This window comes from Streptosporangium heterodermiicola (assembly GCF_051390675.1).
GTDB lineage: Bacteria > Actinomycetota > Actinomycetes > Streptosporangiales > Streptosporangiaceae > Streptosporangium.
Genome location: NZ_JBPJSR010000018.1, coordinates 43,748 through 66,298, shown reverse-complemented (window position 1 = coordinate 66,298; position 22,551 = coordinate 43,748). Strand labels below are relative to the sequence as shown.

Annotated in this window: 25 protein-coding genes; 12 read left to right on the top strand and 13 right to left on the bottom strand. The window is 71.6% G+C overall.

Annotation, left to right across the window (positions count from 1 at the left end; genetic code table 11):
• Positions 1 to 56: 56 nt before the first annotated feature.
• Genes ACSC1Q_RS32025 through ACSC1Q_RS32015 form a run of 3 tightly spaced genes read left to right on the top strand, consistent with a single transcriptional unit; the run spans position 57 to position 3,482 of the window.
• Positions 57 to 1,046, top strand: a complete 990-nt coding sequence (locus ACSC1Q_RS32025; RefSeq protein WP_436762429.1) for an NAD-dependent epimerase/dehydratase family protein — start codon at positions 57 to 59, stop codon at positions 1,044 to 1,046.
• Positions 1,043 to 2,074, top strand: coding sequence for a glycosyltransferase family 4 protein (locus ACSC1Q_RS32020; protein WP_436762428.1), 1,032 nt, complete (start codon positions 1,043 to 1,045; stop codon positions 2,072 to 2,074). Before ACSC1Q_RS32025 ends, ACSC1Q_RS32020 begins: the two co-directional genes overlap by 4 nt.
• Position 2,075: 1 nt before the next feature.
• Positions 2,076 to 3,482: a tyrosine-protein kinase domain-containing protein gene (locus ACSC1Q_RS32015; protein WP_436762427.1), complete on the top strand. Its 1,407-nt coding sequence runs from the start codon at positions 2,076 to 2,078 to the stop codon at positions 3,480 to 3,482.
• Here ACSC1Q_RS32015 and ACSC1Q_RS32010 read toward each other — a convergent pair.
• The 6 genes from ACSC1Q_RS32010 to ACSC1Q_RS31985 form a co-directional block, all read right to left on the bottom strand.
• Positions 3,460 to 4,197 carry an arsenate reductase/protein-tyrosine-phosphatase family protein gene (locus tag ACSC1Q_RS32010; RefSeq protein ID WP_436762426.1) on the bottom strand — a complete coding sequence of 246 codons (738 nt, stop codon included), beginning with the start codon at positions 4,195 to 4,197 and terminating at the stop codon, positions 3,460 to 3,462. The two genes, ACSC1Q_RS32015 and ACSC1Q_RS32010, sit on opposite strands and share 23 nt — an antisense overlap.
• Positions 4,198 to 4,266: 69 nt before the next feature.
• Positions 4,267 to 6,051 (bottom strand): DUF4012 domain-containing protein, encoded by a 1,785-nt coding sequence (locus tag ACSC1Q_RS32005; protein WP_436762425.1) that lies wholly within the window; start codon positions 6,049 to 6,051, stop codon positions 4,267 to 4,269.
• A 64-nt stretch (positions 6,052 to 6,115) separates the two neighbouring features.
• Positions 6,116 to 7,153, bottom strand: a complete 1,038-nt coding sequence (locus tag ACSC1Q_RS32000; RefSeq protein WP_436762424.1) for a hypothetical protein — start codon at positions 7,151 to 7,153, stop codon at positions 6,116 to 6,118.
• Between the two features lie 206 nt (positions 7,154 to 7,359).
• Positions 7,360 to 8,601: a PQQ-dependent sugar dehydrogenase gene (locus tag ACSC1Q_RS31995; RefSeq protein WP_436762423.1), complete on the bottom strand. Its 1,242-nt coding sequence runs from the start codon at positions 8,599 to 8,601 to the stop codon at positions 7,360 to 7,362.
• 135 nt (positions 8,602 to 8,736) lie between these two features.
• Positions 8,737 to 10,020: an MFS transporter gene (locus ACSC1Q_RS31990; RefSeq protein ID WP_436762422.1), complete on the bottom strand. Its 1,284-nt coding sequence runs from the start codon at positions 10,018 to 10,020 to the stop codon at positions 8,737 to 8,739.
• Positions 10,021 to 10,141: 121 nt separating this feature from the next.
• Positions 10,142 to 10,621: a GNAT family N-acetyltransferase gene (locus ACSC1Q_RS31985; RefSeq protein WP_436762421.1), complete on the bottom strand. Its 480-nt coding sequence runs from the start codon at positions 10,619 to 10,621 to the stop codon at positions 10,142 to 10,144.
• A 26-nt stretch (positions 10,622 to 10,647) separates the two neighbouring features.
• Between ACSC1Q_RS31985 and ACSC1Q_RS31980 the strand changes: the two genes are divergently transcribed.
• The 5 genes from ACSC1Q_RS31980 (at position 10,648) to ACSC1Q_RS31960 (ending at position 13,784) form a co-directional block, all read left to right on the top strand.
• On the top strand, positions 10,648 to 11,172 hold the full coding sequence (locus tag ACSC1Q_RS31980; RefSeq protein ID WP_436762420.1) for a CGNR zinc finger domain-containing protein: 525 nt from the start codon (positions 10,648 to 10,650) through the stop codon (positions 11,170 to 11,172).
• 140 nt (positions 11,173 to 11,312) lie between these two features.
• Positions 11,313 to 12,062, top strand: coding sequence for an MBL fold metallo-hydrolase (locus tag ACSC1Q_RS31975; protein ID WP_436762419.1), 750 nt, complete (start codon positions 11,313 to 11,315; stop codon positions 12,060 to 12,062).
• Between the two features lie 162 nt (positions 12,063 to 12,224).
• Positions 12,225 to 12,644 carry a hypothetical protein gene (locus ACSC1Q_RS31970; RefSeq protein WP_436762418.1) on the top strand — a complete coding sequence of 140 codons (420 nt, stop codon included), beginning with the start codon at positions 12,225 to 12,227 and terminating at the stop codon, positions 12,642 to 12,644.
• A complete protein-coding gene (locus ACSC1Q_RS31965; RefSeq protein ID WP_436762417.1) occupies positions 12,641 to 12,835 on the top strand; it encodes a helix-turn-helix transcriptional regulator in 195 nt (64 codons plus the stop codon). Before ACSC1Q_RS31970 ends, ACSC1Q_RS31965 begins: the two co-directional genes overlap by 4 nt.
• Before the next feature lie 196 nt (positions 12,836 to 13,031).
• The gene (locus ACSC1Q_RS31960; RefSeq protein ID WP_436762416.1) at positions 13,032 to 13,784 is read left to right on the top strand and encodes an SDR family NAD(P)-dependent oxidoreductase; all 753 of its coding nucleotides are present in this window, start codon (positions 13,032 to 13,034) and stop codon (positions 13,782 to 13,784) included.
• A 184-nt stretch (positions 13,785 to 13,968) separates the two neighbouring features.
• On the opposite strand, the gene ACSC1Q_RS31955 is transcribed toward ACSC1Q_RS31960, so the two are convergent.
• A complete protein-coding gene (locus ACSC1Q_RS31955) occupies positions 13,969 to 15,189 on the bottom strand; it encodes an ABC transporter ATP-binding protein (RefSeq protein WP_436762415.1) in 1,221 nt (406 codons plus the stop codon).
• A gap of 177 nt (positions 15,190 to 15,366) precedes the next feature.
• Here ACSC1Q_RS31955 and ACSC1Q_RS31950 point away from each other — a divergent pair, with 177 nt between their 5' ends.
• Entirely contained in the window at positions 15,367 to 16,365 is a 999-nt protein-coding gene (locus ACSC1Q_RS31950) for a LacI family DNA-binding transcriptional regulator (RefSeq protein ID WP_436762414.1), read from the top strand.
• Here ACSC1Q_RS31950 and ACSC1Q_RS31945 read toward each other — a convergent pair.
• Positions 16,337 to 16,822, bottom strand: coding sequence for a glutathione peroxidase (locus tag ACSC1Q_RS31945; RefSeq protein ID WP_436762413.1), 486 nt, complete (start codon positions 16,820 to 16,822; stop codon positions 16,337 to 16,339). The two genes, ACSC1Q_RS31950 and ACSC1Q_RS31945, sit on opposite strands and share 29 nt — an antisense overlap.
• A 220-nt stretch (positions 16,823 to 17,042) precedes the next feature.
• On the opposite strand from ACSC1Q_RS31945, the gene ACSC1Q_RS31940 reads away from it, so the two are divergent.
• Together ACSC1Q_RS31940 and ACSC1Q_RS31935 are read left to right on the top strand one after the other, a co-directional pair.
• Positions 17,043 to 17,432 carry an aggregation-promoting factor C-terminal-like domain-containing protein gene (locus tag ACSC1Q_RS31940; RefSeq protein ID WP_436762412.1) on the top strand — a complete coding sequence of 130 codons (390 nt, stop codon included), beginning with the start codon at positions 17,043 to 17,045 and terminating at the stop codon, positions 17,430 to 17,432.
• 339 nt (positions 17,433 to 17,771) lie between these two features.
• Entirely contained in the window at positions 17,772 to 18,266 is a 495-nt protein-coding gene (locus tag ACSC1Q_RS31935) for an aggregation-promoting factor C-terminal-like domain-containing protein (protein WP_436762411.1), read from the top strand.
• A 220-nt stretch (positions 18,267 to 18,486) separates the two neighbouring features.
• On the opposite strand, the gene ACSC1Q_RS31930 is transcribed toward ACSC1Q_RS31935, so the two are convergent.
• The 4 genes from ACSC1Q_RS31930 to ACSC1Q_RS31915 form a co-directional block, all read right to left on the bottom strand.
• Complete coding sequence (locus ACSC1Q_RS31930) at positions 18,487 to 19,212, bottom strand: hypothetical protein (RefSeq protein ID WP_436762410.1); 726 nt, start codon at positions 19,210 to 19,212, stop codon at positions 18,487 to 18,489.
• Positions 19,213 to 19,235: 23 nt separating this feature from the next.
• Entirely contained in the window at positions 19,236 to 19,568 is a 333-nt protein-coding gene (locus ACSC1Q_RS31925; RefSeq protein WP_436762409.1) for a DUF202 domain-containing protein, read from the bottom strand.
• A 7-nt stretch (positions 19,569 to 19,575) separates the two neighbouring features.
• A complete protein-coding gene (locus ACSC1Q_RS31920; protein WP_436762408.1) occupies positions 19,576 to 19,917 on the bottom strand; it encodes a YidH family protein in 342 nt (113 codons plus the stop codon).
• A gap of 162 nt (positions 19,918 to 20,079) precedes the next feature.
• The gene (locus ACSC1Q_RS31915) at positions 20,080 to 20,481 is read right to left on the bottom strand and encodes a DUF8711 family protein (RefSeq protein ID WP_436762407.1); all 402 of its coding nucleotides are present in this window, start codon (positions 20,479 to 20,481) and stop codon (positions 20,080 to 20,082) included.
• Positions 20,482 to 20,658: 177 nt separating this feature from the next.
• On the opposite strand from ACSC1Q_RS31915, the gene ACSC1Q_RS31910 reads away from it, so the two are divergent.
• Positions 20,659 to 20,916, top strand: coding sequence for a ubiquitin carboxyl-terminal hydrolase 14 (locus tag ACSC1Q_RS31910; protein ID WP_350970398.1), 258 nt, complete (start codon positions 20,659 to 20,661; stop codon positions 20,914 to 20,916).
• Here the strand turns inward: ACSC1Q_RS31910 and ACSC1Q_RS31905 are convergent.
• The gene (locus ACSC1Q_RS31905; RefSeq protein ID WP_436762406.1) at positions 20,913 to 22,496 is read right to left on the bottom strand and encodes a Na+/H+ antiporter; all 1,584 of its coding nucleotides are present in this window, start codon (positions 22,494 to 22,496) and stop codon (positions 20,913 to 20,915) included. The genes ACSC1Q_RS31910 and ACSC1Q_RS31905 overlap by 4 nt on opposite strands.
• Between the last annotated feature and the right edge of the window lie 55 nt (positions 22,497 to 22,551).

The following is a 22,551-nucleotide window of genomic DNA, read 5'->3' as shown; positions in this document are numbered from 1 at the left end:
CGGCCGCCCCCCGCCGACGACAGAGATCTCTCCAAACACACGATGAGGAGAAGCCCGTGAGCGAGACACCACCAACCAGCTATCTGATAACGGGCGGCAGCGGATTCATCGGCTCGCACCTGGCCGACGCCCTGCTCGCCCGCGGCGACCTCGTCGTCGCCCTGGACAATCTCTCGACGGGACGGCTGGAGAACCTCCGGCCGCACCCGAACCTGCGTTTCGTGCACGGTTCGGTCCTGGACGAGCTCATGATCGACGAGCTGGTCCACCGGTGCGACGTCGTCGTCCACCTGGCGGCCGCGGTCGGCGTCAAGCTGATCGTCGAGCAGCCGCTGCGGTCCCTGACGACCAACATCCGGGGTTCGGAGATCGTCATCGAGGCCGCGCACCGGTACCGGAAGAAGATCCTGATCACCAGCACGAGCGAGATCTACGGGAAGAACTCCTCGGGCGCGCTGCGCGAGGACGCCGACCGCGTCCTCGGCAGTCCCGCCGTGGTCCGCTGGGCCTACAGCACCTCGAAGGCCGTCGACGAGATCCTCGCCAACGCCTACCACAAGGAGCGCGGCCTGCCGACGATCATCGTCCGCCTGTTCAACACGGTGGGCCCTCGGCAGAGCCCGAGCTACGGCATGGTCATCCCGAGCCTCGTCCGGCAGGCGCTCTCGGCCGTCCCGCTGACCGTGTTCGGCGACGGCACCCAGACCCGCTGCTTCGCGCACGTCGCGGACGTCGTCGACGCGCTGCTCAGGTTGCTCGACGAGGACGCGGCGATCGGCGAGACCTTCAACATCGGTTCCGGCGGCGAGGTGAGCATCATGGAGCTGGCGAAGCTCATCATCGAGTTCACCGGATCAACCTCGGGCATCGACCTCATCCCCTACTCCGAGGCCTACGAGCGGGGGTTCGAGGACATGGTCCGCAGGGTCCCCGACACCACGAAGCTCAGCGCGCTCACCGGCTGGGTCCCGCGGCGGAGCCTCGACGAGATCCTCACCGAGATCATCAGGGAGGCCTCCGGGGAGCCGGCGGCGTTCACCCCGTGAGCGGGACCATCGCCCTCGCCTCGGGAGTGGCCTGCGCGCTCAGCGCCGCGGCCGTCGTCCCGCTGAGACGTCTCGCGATCCGCTGGGACCTCACCGACGACCCCGGCGGGCACAAGGCACACGCCCGCCCGACCCCGTACATCGGCGGCATCGCGATCGTGGCGGGCACCGCCGTGCCCGCCCTGGCCGTCCTCGGCCTCGCCGACCCGCAGATCACCGCGATCCTCCTCGCCGCGGCCGCGGTGGCCGTCCTCGGCCTGATCGACGACATCGCCCCCCTGACGGCGGTCACCAGGCTGGCGGTGGAGGCCACGGTCGCGGTCGGGGTGGTGCTCTCCGGTGTCCAGGCGACCGTGACCGGGACGTGGCTGGACGGCGTCCTCACGGTGGCGTGGATCGTCGTGATGACGAACTCCTTCAACCTGCTGGACAACATGGACGGCGCGCTGGGCACCGTCACCGCCGTCACCGCCGCCCTCCTGGCGGTCACGGCCCTGGTGCGGGGCCACCCGGAGCTCGCGCTGCTCCTGTGCGCGCTCACCTGCGCGTGCCTGGGGTTCCTGCCGTACAACTGGGAGCCCGCGAGAGTGTTCATGGGCGACTCGGGGTCGCTGTTCATCGGGTTCACGCTGGCCTGCTCGGCGGTCGCCCTGACCGTCGGCCGCCCGCCGGACGCGACGGTCGCCGGGCTGTTCCTGCCGACCTTCCTGGCGACCGTCGACACCTGCGTGGTCGTCGCCTCCCGCGTACTGGCGGGCCACTCGCCGTTGCGGGGCGGCACCGACCACGTGTCACACCGGCTGCGCCGTACCGGCCTGGGGGCCCGCGCGGTCGCGGCGGCGCTCGGCGCGATCGCGGCGCTCTCCGGCGTCCTCTGCCTGGCGACGGCCCTGGGCCGCGTCTCCCCGTTCGTCGCGACGGCCACGGCCTGCGCGATCGCCGCCGTCCTCATCTTCCTGCTGCGAGGCGTGGGCGCACCCGCCCTCTCCCCCGCGCCCGTCCAGAAAATCCGCGAAAGGCGGCCCTGACATGGAACTTCTCTACTGCACGCGGTTCGTGCGCAGGAACTGGCCCCTCATCCTCCTGGCGCTGTTCCTGGCGGCGGGCGTGGCGACCACCGTCACGGCCGGCATGCCGCCGAGGTACGTCGCGACGATCTCCATGCTGGTCTCGGGCCACGACAGGGAGGGAAGCCTCTCCACCGCCTACCAGGCGGGGATGCTGTCGGCGCAGCGGGTGCACTCGTACGCGACCCTTCTCTCCAGCCGGCGGGTGGTCGGCCAGATCACCGGGAAGGACGACGTGGAGCGCCTGCAGGAGAACATCACCGCGGAGGCCGTCCCCGGCACCGTGCTGCTGCGCGCCACGGTCGGCGATCCCGACCCCCGGCGGGCCGCCACCCTGGCCAACGCCCTGGGCGAGCGCTTCGCCGAGCTCATCGACCAGATCGAGCGGCCCACTCCCTCCAGCCGTCCCATCGTGAAGGTCACGCTGGTGGACCGGGCGGAGGTCCCCGAGGTGCCGGTCAGTCCCCGGCCGATGGTCAACCTGGTGATGGCCCTGCTGATCGCCCTGGTCCTGGTGACGGCCTTCATCGTCGCCCGTGACCGCCTGGACACCACCGTCAAGTCGACGGAGACACTGCGGCAGGCGTCGGGCAGCTCGGTCCTGGGCATCATCGGATACGAGCGGGACGCGCGGCGCCACCCCCTCATCGTGCGCAACCGGGGCCGGTCGTCCAGGTCCGAGGCGTTCCGCACGCTCCGCACCAATTTGCAGTTCATCGGCGTCGACCGGCAGCCGAAGTCGCTCGTGGTCACCAGCTGCCTGCCGGGCGAGGGGAAGTCCTCGGTCTCCGCCAACCTGGCGATAGCCCTGGCCCAGGCCGAATGGCGGGTCATCCTGGTGGACGGCGACCTGCGTCACCCGACCATCCCCCACTACCTCGGCATCGAGGGGACGACGGGCCTGACGGACGTGCTGATCGGCAAGGTCCGGCTGAACGAGGTCATCCAGGTCTGGGGTGAGCCCGGCATGTCGGTCCTGCCGAGCGGGCAGATCCCGCCGAACCCGAGCGAGCTGCTCGGCTCGGACGGGATGCGCGAGGTGCTGGCCAGGCTGACCGAGACGTACGACATGGTGATCATCGACGCGCCGCCGCTGCTGCCGATGGCCGACGCCGCGACGCTCGGCGCGCTCTGCGACGGCGCCCTTCTCGTCACCCGTCACGGCAGGACGCGGCGGGAACACATGGTCCGCGCCACGGAACTGCTGGCGTCGGTCAACGCCCGGGTGGTGGGGACCGTCCTGAACTTCGTCCCGCCCAAGGACAGCACGTACCTCGGCTACGGCTACGGCTATGGCTATGGCTACGGGGGGAGGTCCGAGGTCACGCCCACGGTCACGTCCGGGGTCAGGCATTCCGTGAACGTGTGAGCAGCCGCAACGGGGCGGCGAGTTCCCTCGCGATGCTCCGTCCGGCCGCCCGGTAGGCCAGCCGGGACCTCCCGTAGGGGTCGGCGATGTCGGGCTCGTCCACCCGCACCAGCCCGCGCAGGGCCCGCGCCTCGTCGACCAGGGCGCGGGCCCTGCGCACGGGATCGCGGTGCCGGACGATCCGCTCGGGCGGCACGGCCCTCACCAGCGTGCCGAACTCGGCGATGGTGAAGGCCCGCGCGGCCGCCGCGCGGTACAGGGCCACCGACCGCGCGCGGTGCCCGCCGGTGGCCGTGAGCACCAGGTCCGCGTCGGCCACCAGCCCGGGGACGAGGAGACGGGCGCCGAAGCCCTCGGGATCCCCGCCGAGCCGTACCAGCGTCCGCCGGGCGTGCGCCGTCATCTCCAGGCCGGGCCGGGCGTGGGTGCCCGCGCTGATCACCTGGAGCGCCGGGCACGGCCCGAGCGCCGAACGGGTCAGCCGCTCGGCGAGCGGGGAACGGCAGATGTTGCCCGTGCACACGAACAGGACACGGAAGCGGACACTCTCCCGGGGCGCCGGCGCCTTCCCCGCGTCCCTCCAGCAGCGCGGGCCGCAGTCCTCGTGTCCGGGCAGGACGTCCTCCCCGGTCGTGAGGCCGCGCGTGATCCCGGCGTCCTCCGGTGAGGCCCTCGTGCCGAGAAGGTGGATCGGCTCTCGTGCACCATCACTCACGGCGCACCGCCGTTCGCCCTTCACACCTGCGCGCGCGACGGACCGTACGGCGGACGATCTTCGTTCCCATCAGGGACCGCAACCTCGCGGGTCCTCGGTGACACGGGTTCGCTGCGGCCGGACGAGCGGCTGGACGGGCACCAGCGGCGGCTCCGGCGAGGCGACCTCGGTGAGGTCGAACTCCAGGGACCTCGACTGCCCGGGGGCGAGCTCCAGCATCGTCGAGTAGACGGGGTGGGAGCGCTCCGTCCCCCTGACGACGGCCGTCCGCTCGCCGTCGAGCCTGACCCCGGTCATCCGGCCGCCGACCCCGCCGTACAGCGACACCCACAGCAGGTTGGAGCCGGGAGCGTGCGGCAGCCGGGAACGGTCGAGCCGCCCGGTGACGTAGGAGGGCAGGCCGCCCTCGGGGGTGTCGTTCCCCAGCCGGATCCGCACGGTCGAGGAGCGCAGGCCGTCCCGGCAGGGACCCAGCGCGTAGTCCAGGGAGCGGTTCAGGTAGTAGTCGAGCTTGCCGCCGGCGGAGTTGTTGACCACCAGTCCCGCGAACGGTCCCGGCCGTGACGGCAGCACGCCGCCGATCGGGGTGCCGGCCAGGATCCGCTGTTCCCCGGCGTGGCGGCTCCAGACCTGGATCCGCCGCTCGCCCGCCATGCGGCCCATCACGGACAGCAGCGCCGCGGGGTCGGCCGACGACCCGGGCAGCGCCTCGCCGACGGCGCCGGCGATCCCCAGGAGGAAGCGTTTGCGCGCCACCGGGTCGGTGTAGCGGGCGTAGGCCGCCCGCTCGGTGAGGTCGACGACGTTCTCCCCGGTCACCTTCTCCCCGCCGGGCAGGGTGACCGGGCCGATCAGCCGGAGCAGGTGGGCGAGCCCGTCCGGGTCGACGGCCACGGCGCCGTCGAGCCGCGTACCGGCCCGCCTCTCCCACAGCCCGGCCCAGGTGGCGGCGGCGTACGGGAAGTGCGGCGAGAGGTTGGAGACGGACAGTGTCCTGGCCGCCCCCGGCCCGTAGCGCCGCAGGAACTCCCGGCCGTGGTCGGCGACGGGCACGGGACTCGTGAGCAGGCCGGTGTCGGCGGACAGCCGCTCGACGGCGATCCGGCCCCGGTCGGCCCTCAGGATGCCGAAGGCTCCCACCAGCCCGCCGGTGCCGCGCGCCTCGGCGTTGGTCTGGAAGGCCAGGAAGTAGCGGCGCGGGCCGTCACCGCCGAGCATCGGGGGGAGCAGCGCGGCGGCGGTCGCCGCGTCGCCCAGCCCGGCACGCAGCCGGTCGATCTCGCGCAGCGCCGTGCCGCGCGCCCGGTCCAGCCGGTCCACGCCGGTGTGCGCCGGGACGGCCGCCAGGCCAGCGGTCACCCGCGCGAGCCGGGCCACGGCGTCGCCGAGGACCGGCGCCGACCTCTCGGCCGCGGCCAGCAGCCGCGCCGGGCCGCCCGGGGAGGACGTGCCCGCCGCGACGAACGCCGCACCGGCCCGCTGGACGCCGTCCAGCACGTCGGTCAGCTCCGCGACCCCCCCGGCCAGCGCCCGGACGGTCGTCGCGGCGTCCCCCAGCACCGGGACCCGGGTGAGCAGCGACCAGTCCGCGCCGGCGGTGAGCCGCCGCGCCTCGGCCGCGTGCCGCCGCGCCTCGGCGAGCGGTCCCGCCATGAGGCCCGGCTCGCTCACGCTCGCCACCGCGCGCAGCCGGAGCAGCGCGCTCTCGGTCGCCTCCAGGTGGTCGCGCACGCTCAGCCCGAGGTGGGCGGCCCAGCTTCCGGCCGGTACGGCGACGGCGAGCAGGCAGGTCGTGACAACCCGCCGGCGCCTTCTGGGCGGTACCGGGTCGGACGGCGCCAGGCCCGACGCCACCGAGCCGGAGGGCACCGGATCGGACGTCGCCGGGCCGGAGGGCACCGGACGGGGCGGCGTCGAGTTAGACGGCGGCACTGGAGGATCGGCGGCGTCGCACGGAGATCAGGATGCCCACGGCTCCGACGACCAGCAGGCCACCGCCCACCGCGGCCACGGTCGTCAGGGGCGCTCCGGTGAAGGGCAGCCCGCCGCCGTCGCCCGTCTTCAGCGAGGCCTCGCGCACGCACCCCCCGGCGCCCTCCCCGCAGCCGTCACCGCAGCCGTCACCGCACCCTCCGAAGCCGTCACCGTCATCGTCGCCGAAGCCGTCGCCGTCCCCCGTGTCGTCCTCGGCGTCGGCGATGAGGCGCGCGAGGCTCCCCGCGGCGATGGCGAGGGACTCCGCGGCGGAGGCGAGCCTCGCGGCGGCCTTCGCGATCTCCTCGGCCTCGGCGGCCACCCGCTCGGCGCCGGCGGCCACCACCGCGGCGGCGGGGTCGAACGGCGCCGCGAGAACCGCGAGGCTCCCGGCCTCACTGGCGATGTCCCCGGCCCTGGAAGCGATCTCCCTGGCTCTCCTGGCGATGTCCCTGGCCCTGGCGGCGATCTTCTCGGCCTGGGCGGCGAGCGACGCGGCGTAGGAGCCGTCGCCCGCGGCACCGGAGCGAACCTCTCCGGCGGCGGCCTCCCGCGCCGCGGAGGCGAGCCTCGCGGCGACGGGCGCGACCCCCGTCGCGGCGGGCGCGACCCTCGCCGCACCGGCGTCTCCGTCCCGCGCGGCGCGGAGCTCCGCCCTCGCCGAGGCGATGGAGGCCCGCTGCGGGCCGAAATTGGCTCCCCCGACGACGCCGGCGATGTTCTCCACGGCGGTGGCGATGTTCTCGGCCGCCCGTGAGACCGCCTCGGCCTCGTCGGCGATGCCCTCGGCGTCGGCGAGGATGTCCTCGGCGTCGGCGGCGAGGAGCGCGGCGGCGAAGGCGAAGTCGACGGACGGTGGGTACGGGGCGGCGGCCGATGTCCGGTAACCGGCTTCAGCGGTCGCCGCCCCGCCCGCTCCGATCGCCGTGCTGCTCCCGGCCACCACCGCGAGAAGAACGGACAGGATGAATTTTCCGGCCATTTCGGGCTCCTCATGGCGCATATGTCGGATCAGGAACAGACGCTTTTGAACACAAACGACATGGCTCCAAAACCCGTTATATTTGCCCAACCGAAAAACCGTCCGCCCGGCTCACGCTCCTTACCGAATGATCGCCGACTGTTCTCTGATCGTTTATGGTGACAAGACGGTGCGCTCCGGCCGGGGCCGGGCGGCGTCGGACGAGGTCACGGCGCTGCCTCGACCCGATAGACGGGACCCGACAGGCTGAGCGCGTACAACTCGCCGTCGTGGTCCTGGCCGAAGGACGACAGCCGCTCCACCGTGCCGAGGTCGTCGCCCCGCCCCTTCCCGCCGGGGGGCGCGGCCTTCACCCAGCCCGCGCAGAAGTCGCCGTAGACGAACCGCCCCTCCAGGCCGGGGATCTTCTTACCCCGGTAGACGTATCCGGCGATGACCGAGCAGTTGCCGCCCTCGCCCAGCGGATACTCGATGACCGGGTCGACCGTGCCCTCGCCGTCGCCCCCCTCGAAGGGGTGGGCGCCCTCCCTCAGGTTCCAGCCGTAGTTGCGGCCGCCCTCGCCCTCCGGCTCGAAATCGACCTCCTCCCAGGCGTTCTGGCCGACGTCGCCGATCCACATGTCGCCGGTCCTCGCGTCGAAGGTGAACCGCCAGGGGTTGCGCAGGCCGTACGACCAGATCTCCGGCCTGGCGCCCCGCCTGCCGACGAACGGGTTGTCGCGGGGGACCTCGTACGGGGTGCCGCGCGGGTCGATCCTGAGGATCTTGCCGAGCCAGGTGTCCAGCTTCTGGCCGTTGCCCTGCGGGTCTCCCCCACTGCCGCCGTCGCCGAGGGCGATGTAGAGGTGCCCGTCGGGCCCGAAGGCGAGCTGCCCGCCGTTGTGGTTGGCGTACGGCTGCCGCTGGGTCAGCACGTCCCTGCGGCCGGTCGCCTCTCCGTCGGAGAAGGCCCATTCGGTGAGGTGGGTGTGCCCCTCGCGGTCGGTCCAGTCGAGATAGAGGAAGTCGCCGCCGGGGTGGAAGGCCACCCCGAGCAGCCCCTGCTCGTTGCCCGTGCTGATCTCCTTGGAGAGGTCGACGACGGGTGCCTCGGCGACCTTCCCGTCCCGCACCGCGCGCAGCCGTCCCGTCTGCTCGGCGATGTAGAGCGTCGGATCGTCCTTGCGCACGGCCATCGCCACCGGCATGTCGAGCCGGGCGAACTCGGCGAAGCGGACCTTCGGGGCGGCCTCCGTCCCCGTCTCCCCGGTGGGTTCCGGCCGCGAGACCGTGGGCGAGACCGAGGGAGGGACGGACGCGGACCCGGTGGTCCCGGTGGTCCCGGTGGTCCCGGTGGAGGAGCAGGCGACCAGCGCCGCGCTCAGCAGGGCCAGGCCCCATCCTGTCCGGCGTCCTGTCCGGGGGGAGATCGGCACGGTTCTCAGCCTCCTGTTGTTCGTCGCCTGCATCAGATGATCACCTGTACGCGCCCGGCACCCCGAAGGTTCCAGCCGCGCCGGGCGTTTCCCGTACGCCCTGCCCTCCCCCTTCCGCGTACGGCCATTCTCCCCGGCTTGTCAGCGCCGTCGCCCGGCCCCGACGCGTCAAGCGACCGGGCGGCGGCTCCGACGTCCCCCGCGGGCCGTGACCGTCAGGGCGACGGCGGTGATCACGGAGAGCAGGCCCCAGGCCGGTACGAAGCTGCCGGTCAGATCCCTGAGCAGGCCGAGAGCGGGCGGCGCCAGGACGACGGCGACCTGGTTGACGGCCATGGCCAGGCCGAGGGCGAATCCCGTCCTGCCCCGTGGCGCCGATTCGGCCAGGTAGGCGACCCACGGGCCGTACCAGCCGATCCCGAAGAACCCGAGCCAGACGAACAACAGGCAGGCCGCCGCGGGCGAACGCCCCAGCGGGGTCATCAGGGCCGACATTCCCGCGATCACGGCGACCATGCAGGCCAGGACACAGACGTAGCGCCCGGACCCGCCGCGGTCGCTCCAGGCCGCCAGACAGACGCGGCCGGCAACACCCGCCCCCTGGGTCGCCACCAGGACGAGGGCCGCCGGACCCGCCTCGACGGCCGTCACCTCGTGGAGATACAGCACGGTCAGGACGCCTATGCCGCTGTGCACCGAGACCAGGCTCATCCCGGACCAGATGATCTTCGTCATGGACGGTTCACGGAGCATCCGCAGCCGGGCACCGAACCACGACGTGAGCGAGACGCGCGGCTCCGGGTCATGGGGAGCGCTGTCCCGAGAAGGGCTGTCCCGAGGAGCGCTGTCCCGGGCAGGGCTTTGAGCGGGCGGCCGACGGTAGAGGCACACGAAGGTGACGGCTCCCAGCAGCGCGACGAGCGCACCGGCCACGAGCGTCACCCGCCAGCCGAGAGCGGCGGCGAGGACGGGGAGCACGGCCGCGGCGAGTACGCCGCCCAGCGGCAGGCCCGCCTGGCGGATTCCCATCGCCAGCCCCCGCTGGGACGCGTCAAACCAGGACGCCACCGACTTGCTGCCACCGGGCTGAACGGTGCTGTAGCCCGCGCCGACGACCAGCAGGACAAGGAGCAGGGACACGTATCCCGACGCCAGGCTTCCCGCCCCCAGGCTCACGGCGACGACACAGGCGCCTGCTCCGACGACCCAGCGCTCGTCGTAGCGGTCCAGCAGCTCCCCGGCCACCAGTAACCCGGCCAGGGGAACCAGCTGGGCCGCCGAGAGCAGGAGACCCAGCTGAGCCGTGTTCAGGCTCAGATCACGTTGCAGGTGGACGCCCATCGCCCCGATGCCCTGCACGAAGAAGCCCGAGGCGGCCTGGGTGAAGGTGGCGACACCGAGGACGACCCACCGGTACCGCCACGTGCGGCGCGCCGGCTCACCACCCCTCATCCGGCTCCCCGATCCGGATGGAGCGCCACAGGGCCGGTCAGGGGCGCGCGGCCGCCCGCCCGGTACGGCCGGGCACTCTTCACGGGCGCGCGGCCGATCACCCGGTACGGCCGGGCACTCTTCACGGGCGCCAGCACAGCGCGGGGTCGGGGTGGTCGAAGAAGCCGAGTTCCCGGTAGAGCGGCTCGCCCTCACGAGAGGCGTACAGGTCCACCCGAACGGCCTCACGTTCCCGGAACCAGCCGAGCAGGCCCCGCATGATCGCGCGGCTGTGACCACGCCGCCGGTACGCCGGATCGGTGACCACTCCGATCACGTGCCCGATGCGGCCGTTCGGTGAGTGCGGGCCGGGAAACCACTGCTCGACGGTGCCGATGCCGCAGGCGGCGAGGCCGTCGTCGCCGTCCACGACCAGGACGCACGCGTCGTCCTCCGCCAGTTTCGCCTTCAGGACCGCGGCGAGGGCCCCCCGCCAGCCGTCGCCCGCCGACGAGGGGTTGAAGAAGTCGCCGCCGAGGTCCTCGAACAGCAACGCCCGCAGTCGTACGAGTTCCGCGACGTCGTCCTCCGACGCCTGCCGTACATCGGTGTGGTGTGTCATACGGACAAGGCTGATGTAATGGTCTTATGCACCTCAACCCTTACGGCGAGGACGCGGTGAACCTGGCCGCGGACCTGGCCAACCGGCGCCCGGCGACCGCCGGGGAGCTCGCGGACCGCTGCCGCGCCGCCGGGCTCGTGCTGGAACGCCCGGTCACGTCGCGGGACCTGGACCGCACCCACGCCGTACTGGACGCGTGGGAGAAGGTCGTCGACGCCGCCGACGAGCGCGAGCGCGCCGAGCTGGTCAACCGCATGCTGGCGGAGTCCGCCGCCTACCCGCGGCTGACCGACCACGCGGGCGGCGGCTGGCACCTGCACTACCGCGACGACCGGAAGCCTCTCGGCTCCGTGCTGTTCGCGCTTTTCTCCGTGGGCACCGCGCTGCACCTGGCGGGACGGGGCATGCACCGGCTCCGGCGATGCGCCGTGACCGAATGCGTCACGATCTTCGCCGACACCTCCCGCACCGGGCGGCAGCGCTACTGCTCCCAGCGATGCGCCAACCGCGACGCGGTCCGCCGCCACCGCGCGAGCCACGCGGTCGGTTGACTCACACCTGCTCCTGCTCCAGCCACTCCGGCGGGACGGTCCTCGAAGAGCGAGTCGCGATCACCTGGCTTGCCGGACGGGAGCGGAGGGGCGCATGCCCGAGCCCTCCATGGCCGTCTGGAGACTGCCATCCTGTGTGGATGCGACAGGTGACCGTTCTCGGCAGTTGTGGTGCGTTTCCCGAGCCGGGCCGTGCCTGCAGCGGGTTCGCGGTGGACTGGGACGGATACCGCCTGCTCCTCGATCTGGGCTACGCCACGCTGCCGCGGCTGCTCGCGCACTGGCCGGACGGCGCGGTGGACGCCGTCGTCGTCACCCACGAGCACCCCGACCACTGCATCGACCTGCACGGACTGTTCCGGACGCGGTTCTACGGCGACCCCGGCGGCCCGCGGCTGCCGTTGTACTGCCCGCCGGGCGTGCTCGACCGGATCGGCGGCCTGGAGCCCGACGTCGACCTCCACGCGGTCTTCGACGTGCATCCGCTGCCCGGCGGTCACCAGGTGGGGCCGTTCGCCCTCACCGGATTGTCGCTGCCGCACTACGTGCCCAACGCCGGCATCCGCGTAGAGGCCGACGGGATCGCCCTGGCCTACACCGGCGACACCGGCCCGACTCCCGCGCTCGCCGAACTCGGGCGCGACGCCGACCTGTTCATCGTCGAGGCCACCGACCACGACGGCGAGGCCGACCGCCCCACCCGCAATCTGCTGACCTCCACGGAGGCCGGTCACTGGGCCCGCCGCGCGTGCGCACGCCGGTTGATGCTCACCCACTTCTGGCCGGGCAACGACAGGGCCGCCTCCGTGGCCGCCGCCCGGAAGGAGTTCGGTGGTGAGGTGCTGGCGGCCGAGGAAGGACTCACCGTCACACTCGGGCGGAACTCATGAACGAGTTGACGACGATTGTTCACCGGGACGAGTTGGACACCGATCCGGAGCACGCGGTGGCCGGCCGACCAGCCCAGTCGATGTCAGGTGTACTTGACACCACGGCAGGCGCCTCCTGCCGTGTCAGGTGTACTTGACTTCTCGGCGAAGGAAGGGCACCTCGTGCAGGCACACAACGAGACCGGGGACTATCGGGTCTCGATCGAGACGACCGTTCGACTCGTACTCTGGACATTCGCCTGGGTGGCGACCCTCGCCCTGGCCAAGTTCGGTCCCGGACTCCTATGGGATTCGCGGCAACCGGTGGCGAGCTGGGCCGCGGTCGCCGTCAACCTCGCCGTCGGCATCGGATGGATCGTCGCCTTCGCGCGCTTTCTCCGAGGACAGGACGAGGTGCAGCGGAAGATCGTGCAGGATGCGCTGACGGTCGCCCTCGGAGTGGGGTGGATCGGCGGTTTCGCCCACGTCGTCGCGGACGCCGCCGACCTCGTCGCCTACGACGTCGACATCGCAGCCCTCCCCGCGCTCCCAGGAGTCGTCCACTTGATCGCCGTCGTCGTCGGCAGGCTCGGATATCGATGAAGAACCTCATCAAGGACCTCCGGACCGAACGCGCCTGGACGCAGGCCGACCTGGCTCTACGCATCAGCGTGTCAAGACAGGCGATCAACGCGATCGAAACGGGGAAGTTCGACCCGAGCCTGCCGGTCGCCTTCCGTCTCGCCAAGCTGTTCGACCTGAGGATCGAAGAGCTCTCCTTCGACGACCAGTGAGACGATCGGTGAAGTGCCTCGGACGCGACCCGCGTGAGCCGGCCGGAGACATGGCCGCGAATCGTGCCGCGCCGACGGTTCCGGAATCGGGGGCACCGGTGCCGGCCGCGGCGTCATCGTCGCCGGAGTGTTCGCCGTTTGCCGCGGGCCCGCCCCGCCGACCCTGGCCCGGCCGCGTCGTCCCTAGACTGCAGGCATGCCAACCGCACTGATCACGGGGGCGACGGCCGGCATCGGCGCCGCCTTCGCCCGCCGCCTCGCCGCCGACGGATTCTCACTCGTCCTGGTCGCCCGCGACGAGAAACGCCTCGTCTCCGTCGCCGAGGAACTGCGCCTGCGGTACGGGGTGAGCAGCGAGGTGCTCACCGCCGACCTGGTGACCGACGAGGGTCTGGAGGCGGTGGAGCGGCGGCTCGGCGAGGGGGTCGACCTGCTGGTCAACAACGCGGGGTTCGGCCACCGGGGTCACTTCCTCGACGTGCCCGCGGAGGAGGAGCTGCGGATGCTCAAGCTGCACTGCGAGGCGGTGCTGCGGCTGACACTGGCCGCGCTGCCGGGGATGAGGGACCGTGACCGGGGCGCGGTGATCAATGTCGCGTCGGTGGCGGCGTTCTTCACCCGGGGCTCCTACAGCGCGTCCAAGGCCTGGGTGGTGAGCTTCAGCCAGGCCACGGCCATCGAGATGGCCGGGACCCGCGTGCGCGTCATGGCCCTGTGCCCGGGGTTCGTGCACACCGAGTTCCACGAGCGCGCCTCGATGGACAAGTCGGGCATCCCCGAGTTCTTCTGGCTGTCGGCCGACAACGTCGTCCGCGAGGCGATGCGCGACCTGGCGCGGGGCGTGCGGGTGAGCATCCCCGACCTGCGCTACAAGGTCATCGTCAGGGTCGGCAGGCTGCTCCCCCTCGGTTTGATCGGCCAGTTCTCGCGCCGCCTCGCCCGCCGCTGAGCGAAAGGCCGCTGAGGGAAAGGCCACTGAGCGAAAGCCTCCGAAGAAAGGCCCCGAGAGAGACCGGCCGGCGAAGACGAAAAAGAAGAAGACGGAAGGGCCCGCGCCACGGGAGGGGGTCGTGGCGCGGGCCCTTCCGGCCTGCGGTGGTGGTCGGGGCGAGCCTCGCGACCAGCGCGGTGGATCAGACGTGGGCGTTGGCCTCGTGACCGATCGCCAGACCCGAGACCGGGTCGAAGAAGTGCAGGTTGTGGGTGTCGACGATCAGCTCGATGTTCTGGCCGGGACGGACGTGGCTGCGGGAGTTGACCCGGGCGGTCCACAGCGACTTGTCGCCCACCAGCGGCAGCGTCGCGTCCTCCTCGCCGTCGTCGGCGGCGGCGGCCACGGTGTCCTGGTGCTGGACCGGCGGGGCGTCGATCAGGAACAACACGTTGATCTCGGAGCCCAGCTCCTCGGTGACCTCCGCGCGGACCGGCAGGCGGACCCAGCCGGAGGAGGAGCCGTTGGCGGCGATCGAGTCGTCGAAGTCGGAGGGGCGGATGCCCAGGATGATCTTCTTGCCGAAGTACTGGTCGAGGCCGCGCTTCTCGGCGAGGGTCTCGGTCGGCACCGGGAGCTTGAAGCCCGCGAACGCGACGGCCGCGCCGCCCTCGCCGCGCACCAGCTCGGCGTTGACGAAGTTCATCGACGGGGAGCCCATGAAGCCCGCGACGAACAGGTTGACCGGCTTGTCGAAGAGGTTCTGCGGGGTGTCGACCTGCTGGAGCAGGCCGTCGCGCAGCACGCAGACGCGGTCGCCGAGGGTCATGGCCTCGACCTGGTCGTGGGTGACGTAGACGGTCGTCACGCCCAGGCGCTCGTGCAGGGTGTTGAGGGAGGCCCGCATGGAGACGCGGAGCTTGGCGTCCAGGTTGGACAGCGGCTCGTCCATGAGGAAGGCCTGCGGCTCACGCACGATGGCGCGGCCCATGGCGACACGCTGGCGCTGGCCACCGGAGAGGGCGGCGGGCTTGCGCTTGAGGTACTGGTCGAGGCCGAGCATCTTGGCGGCCTCGCCGACGCGCTTGGCGATCTCCGCCTTGGGCATCTTGCGGAGCTTCAGGCCGAAGGCGAGGTTCTCCTCGACGGTCATGTGCGGGTAGAGCGCGTAGTTCTGGAAGACCATGGCGATGTCGCGGTCCTTCGGGGGCAGGTGGTTGACCACCCGGTCGCCGATGGAGATCTCGCCGCCGCTGATGTCCTCAAGCCCGGCGATCATCCGCAGGGCGGTGGACTTGCCACACCCGGACGGCCCGACCAGCACCATGAACTCCCCGTCCTTGATCTCAAGGTCGAGGCCGTTCACGGCTTTGACGCCGCCCGCGTAGATCTTGTCGACTTTGCTGAGAACAATGGATGCCATGGAAGTCCTTGTCGCCTCGGGCCAACCCCGCGTTCACCCGATATTGGATACGTTTTCATGCATCTCATCGGAAACGGACATCCGTGTCAAGAGTCTTCCCGGTTCTGGCCTGTCAGCAGGGCGGTTATCACCGCTTCGCACTGGATTCGGCCCGGAAACCATGATGGAATCGTTTCCATGAACATGCGTCGCACGACGATCAAGGACGTCGCCGGGGCGGCCGGGGTGGGGGTCGCCACGGTGTCCCGGGTCCTGTCGGGCGGCTCGGCCAGCCCGGAGACCAGAGAGCGGGTGCTGACCGTCGCCGCCCAGCTCGACTACCGGCCCAGCGCGCTCGGGCGCAACCTGCGCCAGCGGCGCTCGGGCGGGATCGGGCTGCTGCTGCCCGACATCACCGACACCTTCTACGGCCGGGTGGCCGACGGCGTGCTCGCCTGCGCGCGCTCGGCGGGCGAGCCGGTGATCGTGGGCGCGACCGGCGACGACCCCGAGCGCGAGGCCGAGCTGATCGGCATGCTGCTGGAGCAGGGCGTGGAGCGGGTGATCGCCATCCCCTCGGGCGACGGCGACAGCTGGGCGCCGACCCTGCGGGCCGGGGTGATCACGGTGTTCGCGTACCGGCTCTCGGCCGGGCGCGACGACATCCCCGCGGTGGTGGCCGACGACCGCGCGGGGGTCGGGACCGCGGTCGACTATCTGACGGGGCTGGGGCACCGGCGCATCGCCTATCTGGGCGGCCCGGGTCAGGCGCAGCGCCTGGCGGTCTTCAGGCAGGCGCTGGGGCCCCTCGTCGACGAGGAGCTGATCGTCGTCGCCCGGGGCAGCCGCGACTCCGCGTACGCCGCCGCCGCCGGGCTCTTCCAGCACCGGCCGGACCTGACCGCCGTGCTGGCCGGGGGCAACCTGCTGGGCGAGGCGGCCGTGCTGGCGGCGCGGGAGCTGGACCTGCGCATCCCCAGGGACCTGTCCCTGATCATGTTCGACGACGTGCCCTGGGCCGAGCTGTGCTCACCGCCGCTGACGGTGATCGCCCAGCCGGCCAGGGACATCGGCTACCGCGCCGCCGAGCTGGTGCTGCGCGGCGGCGCCAGGAGGCCGCGGGGCGTGCTGCTGCCCACCGAGCTGATCGTCAGGGGCAGCTGCGCGGCTAGAGGGACTTCTCGATCGCCGCGATGAGGGCGGGGTCGCCGGGCTCGACGTTCGGCCGGAACCTGCCCAGCACCTCCCCGTCCTTCGAGACGAGGAACTTCTCGAAGTTCCACTTGACGTCACCGGCCTCACCCTCGGCGTCGGGGGTGACGGTCAGCGCGTCGTAGAGGGGGTGCCGGTCGTCGCCGTTGACCTCGGTCTTGGCCAGCAGCGGGAAGTCGACGCCGTAGGTGGTGGAGCAGAATTCCTGGATCTCCTCGGCGGTGCCCGGCTCCTGGCCGTAGAACTGGTTGCACGGCACGCCGACGACGGTGAGGCCCCGGTCGCCGTAGGTCCGCTGGAGGTCGACGAGACCCGCGTACTGGGGGGTGAGGCCGCATTTGGAAGCGACGTTGACGACGAGGACGGCCTTGTCCCCGGCGAGCTCGGCGAGGGTGGTGGGCGCGTCGGAGAGGGTGTGGAGCGAGATATCACGGATTCCCATGAGCCGCACCCTAATCCCCCTGTCACATTTGAGAGTTATGCCGTCCAAAAAGTGAAATGTGACTGACGCCACAGGTGAGACGGCGCCCGCCTCACTAATGCTCTGATCATTCTCTTACCGATCTTTGACAGGACTCCTGACAGGCGCTGTCGACTGGCCCGCCGCCGAATCGCCGGGCATCGTGTCGGCCGTCCCCCGTACCCGAAGCACAGGGAGTCCCATGTCGACGCTACGCCGTACCGGTGTGCTGGTGATCACCTCGGTGCTCGCCCTCGGCACCACCACGGTCGCCCAGGCGTCCTCGGCAAGACCGGGCAACCAGGCCCTCGCCAAGCCCCTGGTGTCCGCGCACGGCTGGAACGGAAGCCAGTTCACCTGTCTCATCAGGCTCTGGACCAAGGAGAGCAACTGGAACCACCGCGCCCACAACCGCTCGTCGGGCGCGTACGGCATCCCGCAGGCGCTGCCCGGAGGCAAGATGGCCAGCGCCGGACGCGACTGGCGCACCAACCCCAGGACACAGATCAGGTGGGGGCTCGGCTACATCAAGCAGCGCTACGGCTCGCCGTGCCGGGCGTGGACGCACTTCACGGCGCGGGGCTGGTACTGATCGGCGGGCGGTGGCCTGAAACCCCATGGCAGGGTGATTTTCATACCGTCTCCCAGCATGGGTGATTCGCCGGTCGTAACCACCTCTTCGTCGAATCACCCGTAGATCCCGAAGATCGGGCAAACACCTTTCCTTCACGTGTCCCATCCGGTGTCCGGCGCGCTCTCGCGTACTAGAAAGCCGCCTAGAGAGATCGCCGCGGCGTCTCATGCCGGAAACAGGCCGGAGAGACCACGCGGACGTTCCCCGTCCGAGCCACGGACGCCGGATCGTCGGACGCCGGAGGGCACCACGTGCCCTCCCGCGCCTTCCGCACGCGGCCCGAGGACAAGGATCCATGTGAACAGCTACCGCGTTCTGCGCAACACCGTCATGACCGTGCTCACCGCCTCGGCGATGGTCGGTCCACCGACGACGGGGCAGGCTGACAGCGCCTCCGAGACGTCCAGGAAAGGGACGGCGAGGACGGTGTACCGCCTCACCTGGGCCACCCAGGTGAAGCCGAGGGTGAAAGCGGTCGCGAGGACCGCCAAGGGCAGGAACAAGACGATCGCCTATCGTCTCGTGTCCCGCCGAGCGTGGCCGCACAGCCAGTTCCGCTGCCTGGACAGTCTCTGGACCAGGGAGAGCAACTGGAACCACCGCGCGTACAACCACTCATCGGGTGCGTACGGCATCCCACAGGCGCTGCCCGGCTCGAAGATGGGCGGCAGCGGCAGGGACTGGCGCTACAACCCGATCACGCAGATCCACTGGGGTCTGAACTACATCAAGAGCCGCTACGGGTCACCGTGCGGCGCGTGGGGTCACTTCCGGTCGAGCAACTGGTACTGACCCGCACGGAGAGTGTCCAGGGGAAGGGAACACTCTCCTGACGCCCGGGGCCCCAGGGTCCCGGGCGTCACCCATCCCGGGCACCCCGGCCGCACCACACCTCGGCACCGGACGCCCGGACGCCCGGAGCCGCCTGGAGCCGCCCGGCCGCCTCGGGCAGGGCCTCGAAAAGCAGACCTCGGGAAGCAGTCCCCAGGAAGCAGTCCTCGGGGAGCAGACCTCAGGGCAGGTCGAGGGCGCTCAGGCCCAGCAGGAGTGCCTGCCGGTCACGGGTGGTCAGGCTCTCGTACGGCCGCGCGGCGCGCCGGTTCGTCTCCACCTCGATCCGGTCGCGGGCGGGCCCCGGGGGTAGCGCGATGATCTGGGCCGCGGTGAGGCCCTCCCGCGACCAGGCGCCGGCGTGCGCGTCGGCGCGGTGGTAGCGCAGCACGGCCAGCCGGTTGAACAGCAGCACGCCCGGCGGGGTCCCCGCCGGCTCGTGGGGCGGCGACGCCTGGGCGAAGGCCGCGCCGCCCCCGGCGGCGGCACCGGCCTCCAGCAGCCTGCCCGCGAGATCCGCCAGCTCGGGCAGCCGGTCGGCCTGGGCGGCCCACAGCTCGCCGGTCACCGCCGCGTGCGCCTCGTACAGGGAGGAGATGAAGGAGAGCGCGGTCGCGGTGGCGCGCAGCGCGCCGCCGTCCTCGACGAGGGTGCCCTGGGTGATCTGTACGTCGATCTCCGACCGGTCGAAGGGGTTGTAGCGGTAGAGGGCGGCCAGCCCCCCTGCGGTGAGCGGCCTGGCGGGGAGCACGAATCGGAGGTCGACCAGCAGGTCCGTCTGGAGGCCGGACCGCTCGGTGAGCTCCCGGCCGAGGGGCCTGCTCGCGATGTGAACGCCAAGATTGACCGCGTCTATGAGCGGAGCGATCGACGCCGCGTAGCCGGGCAGATCATCGAAGCGTGACATGCTGCGATATCTTGCCGCATTTTTTAGCTTCCGAACCTTCCCAGAACGAAGGCGATGGCTCCGGCCACGGCGGCGAGGGTACCGAGCCAGGCGATGAGGGCGTCGGCCCGGTTGTCGAGGGGACGGCTCCCGTGCAGGGCCTCCTGGGCGCGCCGGTAACGGATGCCCGTCTGGGTCAGCAGCAGGACGGCGCAGAACACGGCCGGGACGAAGGGAAGGACGGCCGGCGCGGGCGTACCGGCGCGCAGGGCGATCCCCGCGCCGGCCAGGCTGGTGACGGCCAATACGGTGGTGGTGCGGACCCAGGCGAGGCGGGTGCGCTCGCTCTGCAGGCCCGCGTCCCACAGCCTGTTCACCGGGAGCTCACCGGGACAGCAGGATGAGGATCAGGGCGAGCACGGCGACCGCCGCCACGCCGTACCCGAACAGGGGCGCGAGGGCGGGGGGCGGGAGCGGGGTGGAGTCGCGCAGGGCGCGCTGGACGCGGCGCCAGCGGGGGTAGGCCATCGCGGCCGCCAGGGCGGACAGCGACACCAGGACCACCGCGAGCACGGTGCGCATCCAGGGGACGAAGACGTCGGCGGAGACGGCGGCCATGGCCACGCCGCCCGCGCTCAGAGCGAGCGACGTGCTCAACCAGGTCAGGTACGTGCGTTCGTTGGCGAGGGTGAACCGGGGGTCTGGCTCGTTGTCCGGAGAGTTCATGAACTGTCCTGGGTCTTCATAGGAATAACGGTATTTCAACCACTTTTCCCCTAGAGAACCCGGGATTTCCGGAGGCGCTCGCCGGGCACCTCCGGGACCGGCGCGGTGACCGCGCCGCACCGGGGCGGCCGCAGCGTGGCGGCCCCGGTGTGGCGGCAGGGACTAGCCGCAGGCGTTGGTCAGCTGCTGGACCCACTGCACCGAGTCGGTGGCCACCTTCTGGGCGGCGTCGACGGCGCTGTTGGCGTCGGTGACGTTGAAGCCCTCCAGGGTGCCGGAGACGCCCTCGGCGGCCTCCTTCAGCGAGGTGTTGGCCGCCTTGTCGGCCAGGTCGCCCAGCTTGGCGCCGCCGTCGTTCAGCGCCTGCTCCATCGCGGCGGGGTCGTTGAGCAGCCCGGAGACCTTGGCGGCGGTCTCGGTGACGATGCCCGCGGCCTGCACGCACTGCTGCGCCTTGTCGATGCCCTGGCTCACCTCCTGGATCTCGGAGCAGCCGGTGGTGATGAGGGCGGCGGCCAGCGCAGAGGCGGCGAGGACGGGGATTCGTCGCGGAAGGGGTCGCATGTCCCGACCCTACCCAACGGGCCGCCACGACAGGCGCCGCCGTACCCGCTCGTTACCGACCGACTTGATCGCGCTCCGGAACGCGGCGAGGTGCCGGAACGCGGACGCGGAGGGGTGACGGAATCCGGCACGCCCCGGTGGTCGTACGATCATCAGTAGTCACACGAGGGGGAGACCATGACGACCTGTGAGCACATCCTGGAGGCCCAGGACCCGTCGCCGCGCACGCCCGAGGGGTGCGAGGAGTGCCTGGCGGACGGCGGCCGCTGGGTCCACCTGCGCAGGTGCCTGTCCTGCGGGCACATCGGCTGCTGCGACTCGTCGCCCGGCAAGCACGCCACCGCCCACTTCCACCAGACCTCCGACCCGGTCGTCGCCTCGTTCGAGCCGGGCGAGGACTGGCGCTGGTGCTACGTGGACAACGTCATCGGCTAGTCGCGCTCCAGGGTGGCCTCTTCGAAGTCGATCTCGTGGAGGACCCGGCGGAGCACCTCGTCGTCGATGCGCCGCTCGTCGCGGAGGCGGACGAACACGTCGCGCTCCACCGTCAGCATCTCCCGGCGGAGCCGCCGGTAGACGTTGCCCGGCGTCTCCGCCCCCTCCTGCCCCGTGCCGCCGCCCAGGCGCTCCCAGGCGGTGAGGGTACGGCGCTCGGCGCGGGACCTGAGCTGGTCGACGACCTCCCGGTGGACCTCGTCGACCCCCTCCGCCACCAGTTCGTCCAGCCGGGCCAGCGAGGCCGAGGCCGCCGCCTGCTGCGCGGCCGCCTCCGCCAGGTTGTCGGTGTAGATCTCCTGCGTGTTGGAGACCCTCAGCCTGCGGATCAGCGCCGGGAACGTCAGCCCCTGGACGAGGAGGGTGCCGATCACCACCGAGAAGGTGAGGAAGAGGAGCAGGTCGCGGCCGGGGAAGGTCTGCGGGATGGCGAAGGCCGCGGCCAGGGAGACCACGCCGCGCATGCCCGCCCAGCTCACGATGGTCACGTTCTGCCAGGTCGGCGCGTGGGTCTCGGTCCTGCGGACCTTCTTCGACAGGATCCGGGGGAGATAGATGCTGGGCACGACCCAGACCACCCTGGCGACCACCGCGGCGGCGAAGACCGCGAGCGCCATCCCGGCGAGCCTCCACCCGTCGCCCCACTCCAGCCCCCGCATGATCGGCCACATCTGCAGGCCGATCAGCGCGAAGACGATCGTCTCCAGGAAGAAGTCGAGGACCCGCCAGACCGCGTCGGACAGCAGCCGGGTGCCGAAGCCCGCCCTGGGCATGCGGTGGCCGATGTAGAGGCCGACGATCACCACGACGATCACGCCGGAGACGTGCACGCTCTCGGCCGCCAGGTAGACGGCGAACGGGATGAGCAGCATGACGGTGTTCTCGACGAGCGCGTCGCGCAGCCGGACCAGCACCCAGGCCAGCGCCCAGGCGAGCGCGAGGCCCATCACCACGCCGCCCGCCGCGGAGCGGGCGAAGTCGAGGGCGGCGTCCTGCCAGGTGATGCCCTGCCCGACCGCGGCCGCGATGGCCACCCGGTAGGCGGTGAGCGCGGTGGCGTCGTTGAACAGGCTCTCCCCCACCAGGATGGTGACCACCTTGCGGGGCAGCCCGAGCCTGCGGGCCACGGCGACGGCGGCGACCGCGTCGGGCGGGGCCACGATCGCGCCCAGCGCGAACGCGGCGGCGAGCGGCAGCTCCGGCAGGAGCAGGTGGGTGACCCACCCGATGACCAGCGTGGTGAACAGCACCAGGCCGACCGAGAGCAGCGCGACCGGCCTGCGGAAGTCCTTGAGCCTCAGGTAGGAGCTGTCGATCGCCGCCGAGTAGAGGAGCGGGGGCAGGAAGACCAGCAGGACCAGCTGTGGGTCGAGCTCGTACACGGGAACGAACGGCGACAGGGCCGCCCCGGCGAGCACCAGCAGCAGCGGCGCCGGCCACCCCCTGCGCCGGGCCACCGCGGCCACCGCGATCCCGACGACGGAAACGGCCAGCATCTGCAGCACCGTCGACTCGTCCACGCCACCCCGCCCGATAGGGATCGATCAGCCTACGTGCCCCGGCGCGCCTCGCGAA

Excerpts from the sequence above, each read along its gene's own strand:
- ACSC1Q_RS32015 (WP_436762427.1), top strand. The coding sequence starts at position 2,076 with ATGGAACTTCTCTACTGCACGCGGTTCGTGCGCAGGAACTGGCCCCTC.
- ACSC1Q_RS32000 (WP_436762424.1), bottom strand. The coding sequence starts at position 7,153 with ATGGCCGGAAAATTCATCCTGTCCGTTCTTCTCGCGGTGGTGGCCGGG.
- ACSC1Q_RS31995 (WP_436762423.1), bottom strand. The coding sequence starts at position 8,601 with ATGCAGGCGACGAACAACAGGAGGCTGAGAACCGTGCCGATCTCCCCC.
- ACSC1Q_RS31990 (WP_436762422.1), bottom strand. The coding sequence starts at position 10,020 with ATGAGGGGTGGTGAGCCGGCGCGCCGCACGTGGCGGTACCGGTGGGTC.
- ACSC1Q_RS31985 (WP_436762421.1), bottom strand. The coding sequence starts at position 10,621 with ATGACACACCACACCGATGTACGGCAGGCGTCGGAGGACGACGTCGCG.
- ACSC1Q_RS31980 (WP_436762420.1), top strand. The coding sequence starts at position 10,648 with ATGCACCTCAACCCTTACGGCGAGGACGCGGTGAACCTGGCCGCGGAC.
- ACSC1Q_RS31975 (WP_436762419.1), top strand. The coding sequence starts at position 11,313 with ATGCGACAGGTGACCGTTCTCGGCAGTTGTGGTGCGTTTCCCGAGCCG.
- ACSC1Q_RS31965 (WP_436762417.1), top strand. The coding sequence starts at position 12,641 with ATGAAGAACCTCATCAAGGACCTCCGGACCGAACGCGCCTGGACGCAG.
- ACSC1Q_RS31960 (WP_436762416.1), top strand. The coding sequence starts at position 13,032 with ATGCCAACCGCACTGATCACGGGGGCGACGGCCGGCATCGGCGCCGCC.
- ACSC1Q_RS31955 (WP_436762415.1), bottom strand. The coding sequence starts at position 15,189 with ATGGCATCCATTGTTCTCAGCAAAGTCGACAAGATCTACGCGGGCGGC.
- ACSC1Q_RS31950 (WP_436762414.1), top strand. The coding sequence starts at position 15,367 with ATGAACATGCGTCGCACGACGATCAAGGACGTCGCCGGGGCGGCCGGG.
- ACSC1Q_RS31945 (WP_436762413.1), bottom strand. The coding sequence starts at position 16,822 with ATGGGAATCCGTGATATCTCGCTCCACACCCTCTCCGACGCGCCCACC.
- ACSC1Q_RS31940 (WP_436762412.1), top strand. The coding sequence starts at position 17,043 with ATGTCGACGCTACGCCGTACCGGTGTGCTGGTGATCACCTCGGTGCTC.
- ACSC1Q_RS31930 (WP_436762410.1), bottom strand. The coding sequence starts at position 19,212 with ATGTCACGCTTCGATGATCTGCCCGGCTACGCGGCGTCGATCGCTCCG.
- ACSC1Q_RS31920 (WP_436762408.1), bottom strand. The coding sequence starts at position 19,917 with ATGAACTCTCCGGACAACGAGCCAGACCCCCGGTTCACCCTCGCCAAC.
- ACSC1Q_RS31915 (WP_436762407.1), bottom strand. The coding sequence starts at position 20,481 with ATGCGACCCCTTCCGCGACGAATCCCCGTCCTCGCCGCCTCTGCGCTG.
- ACSC1Q_RS31910 (WP_350970398.1), top strand. The coding sequence starts at position 20,659 with ATGACGACCTGTGAGCACATCCTGGAGGCCCAGGACCCGTCGCCGCGC.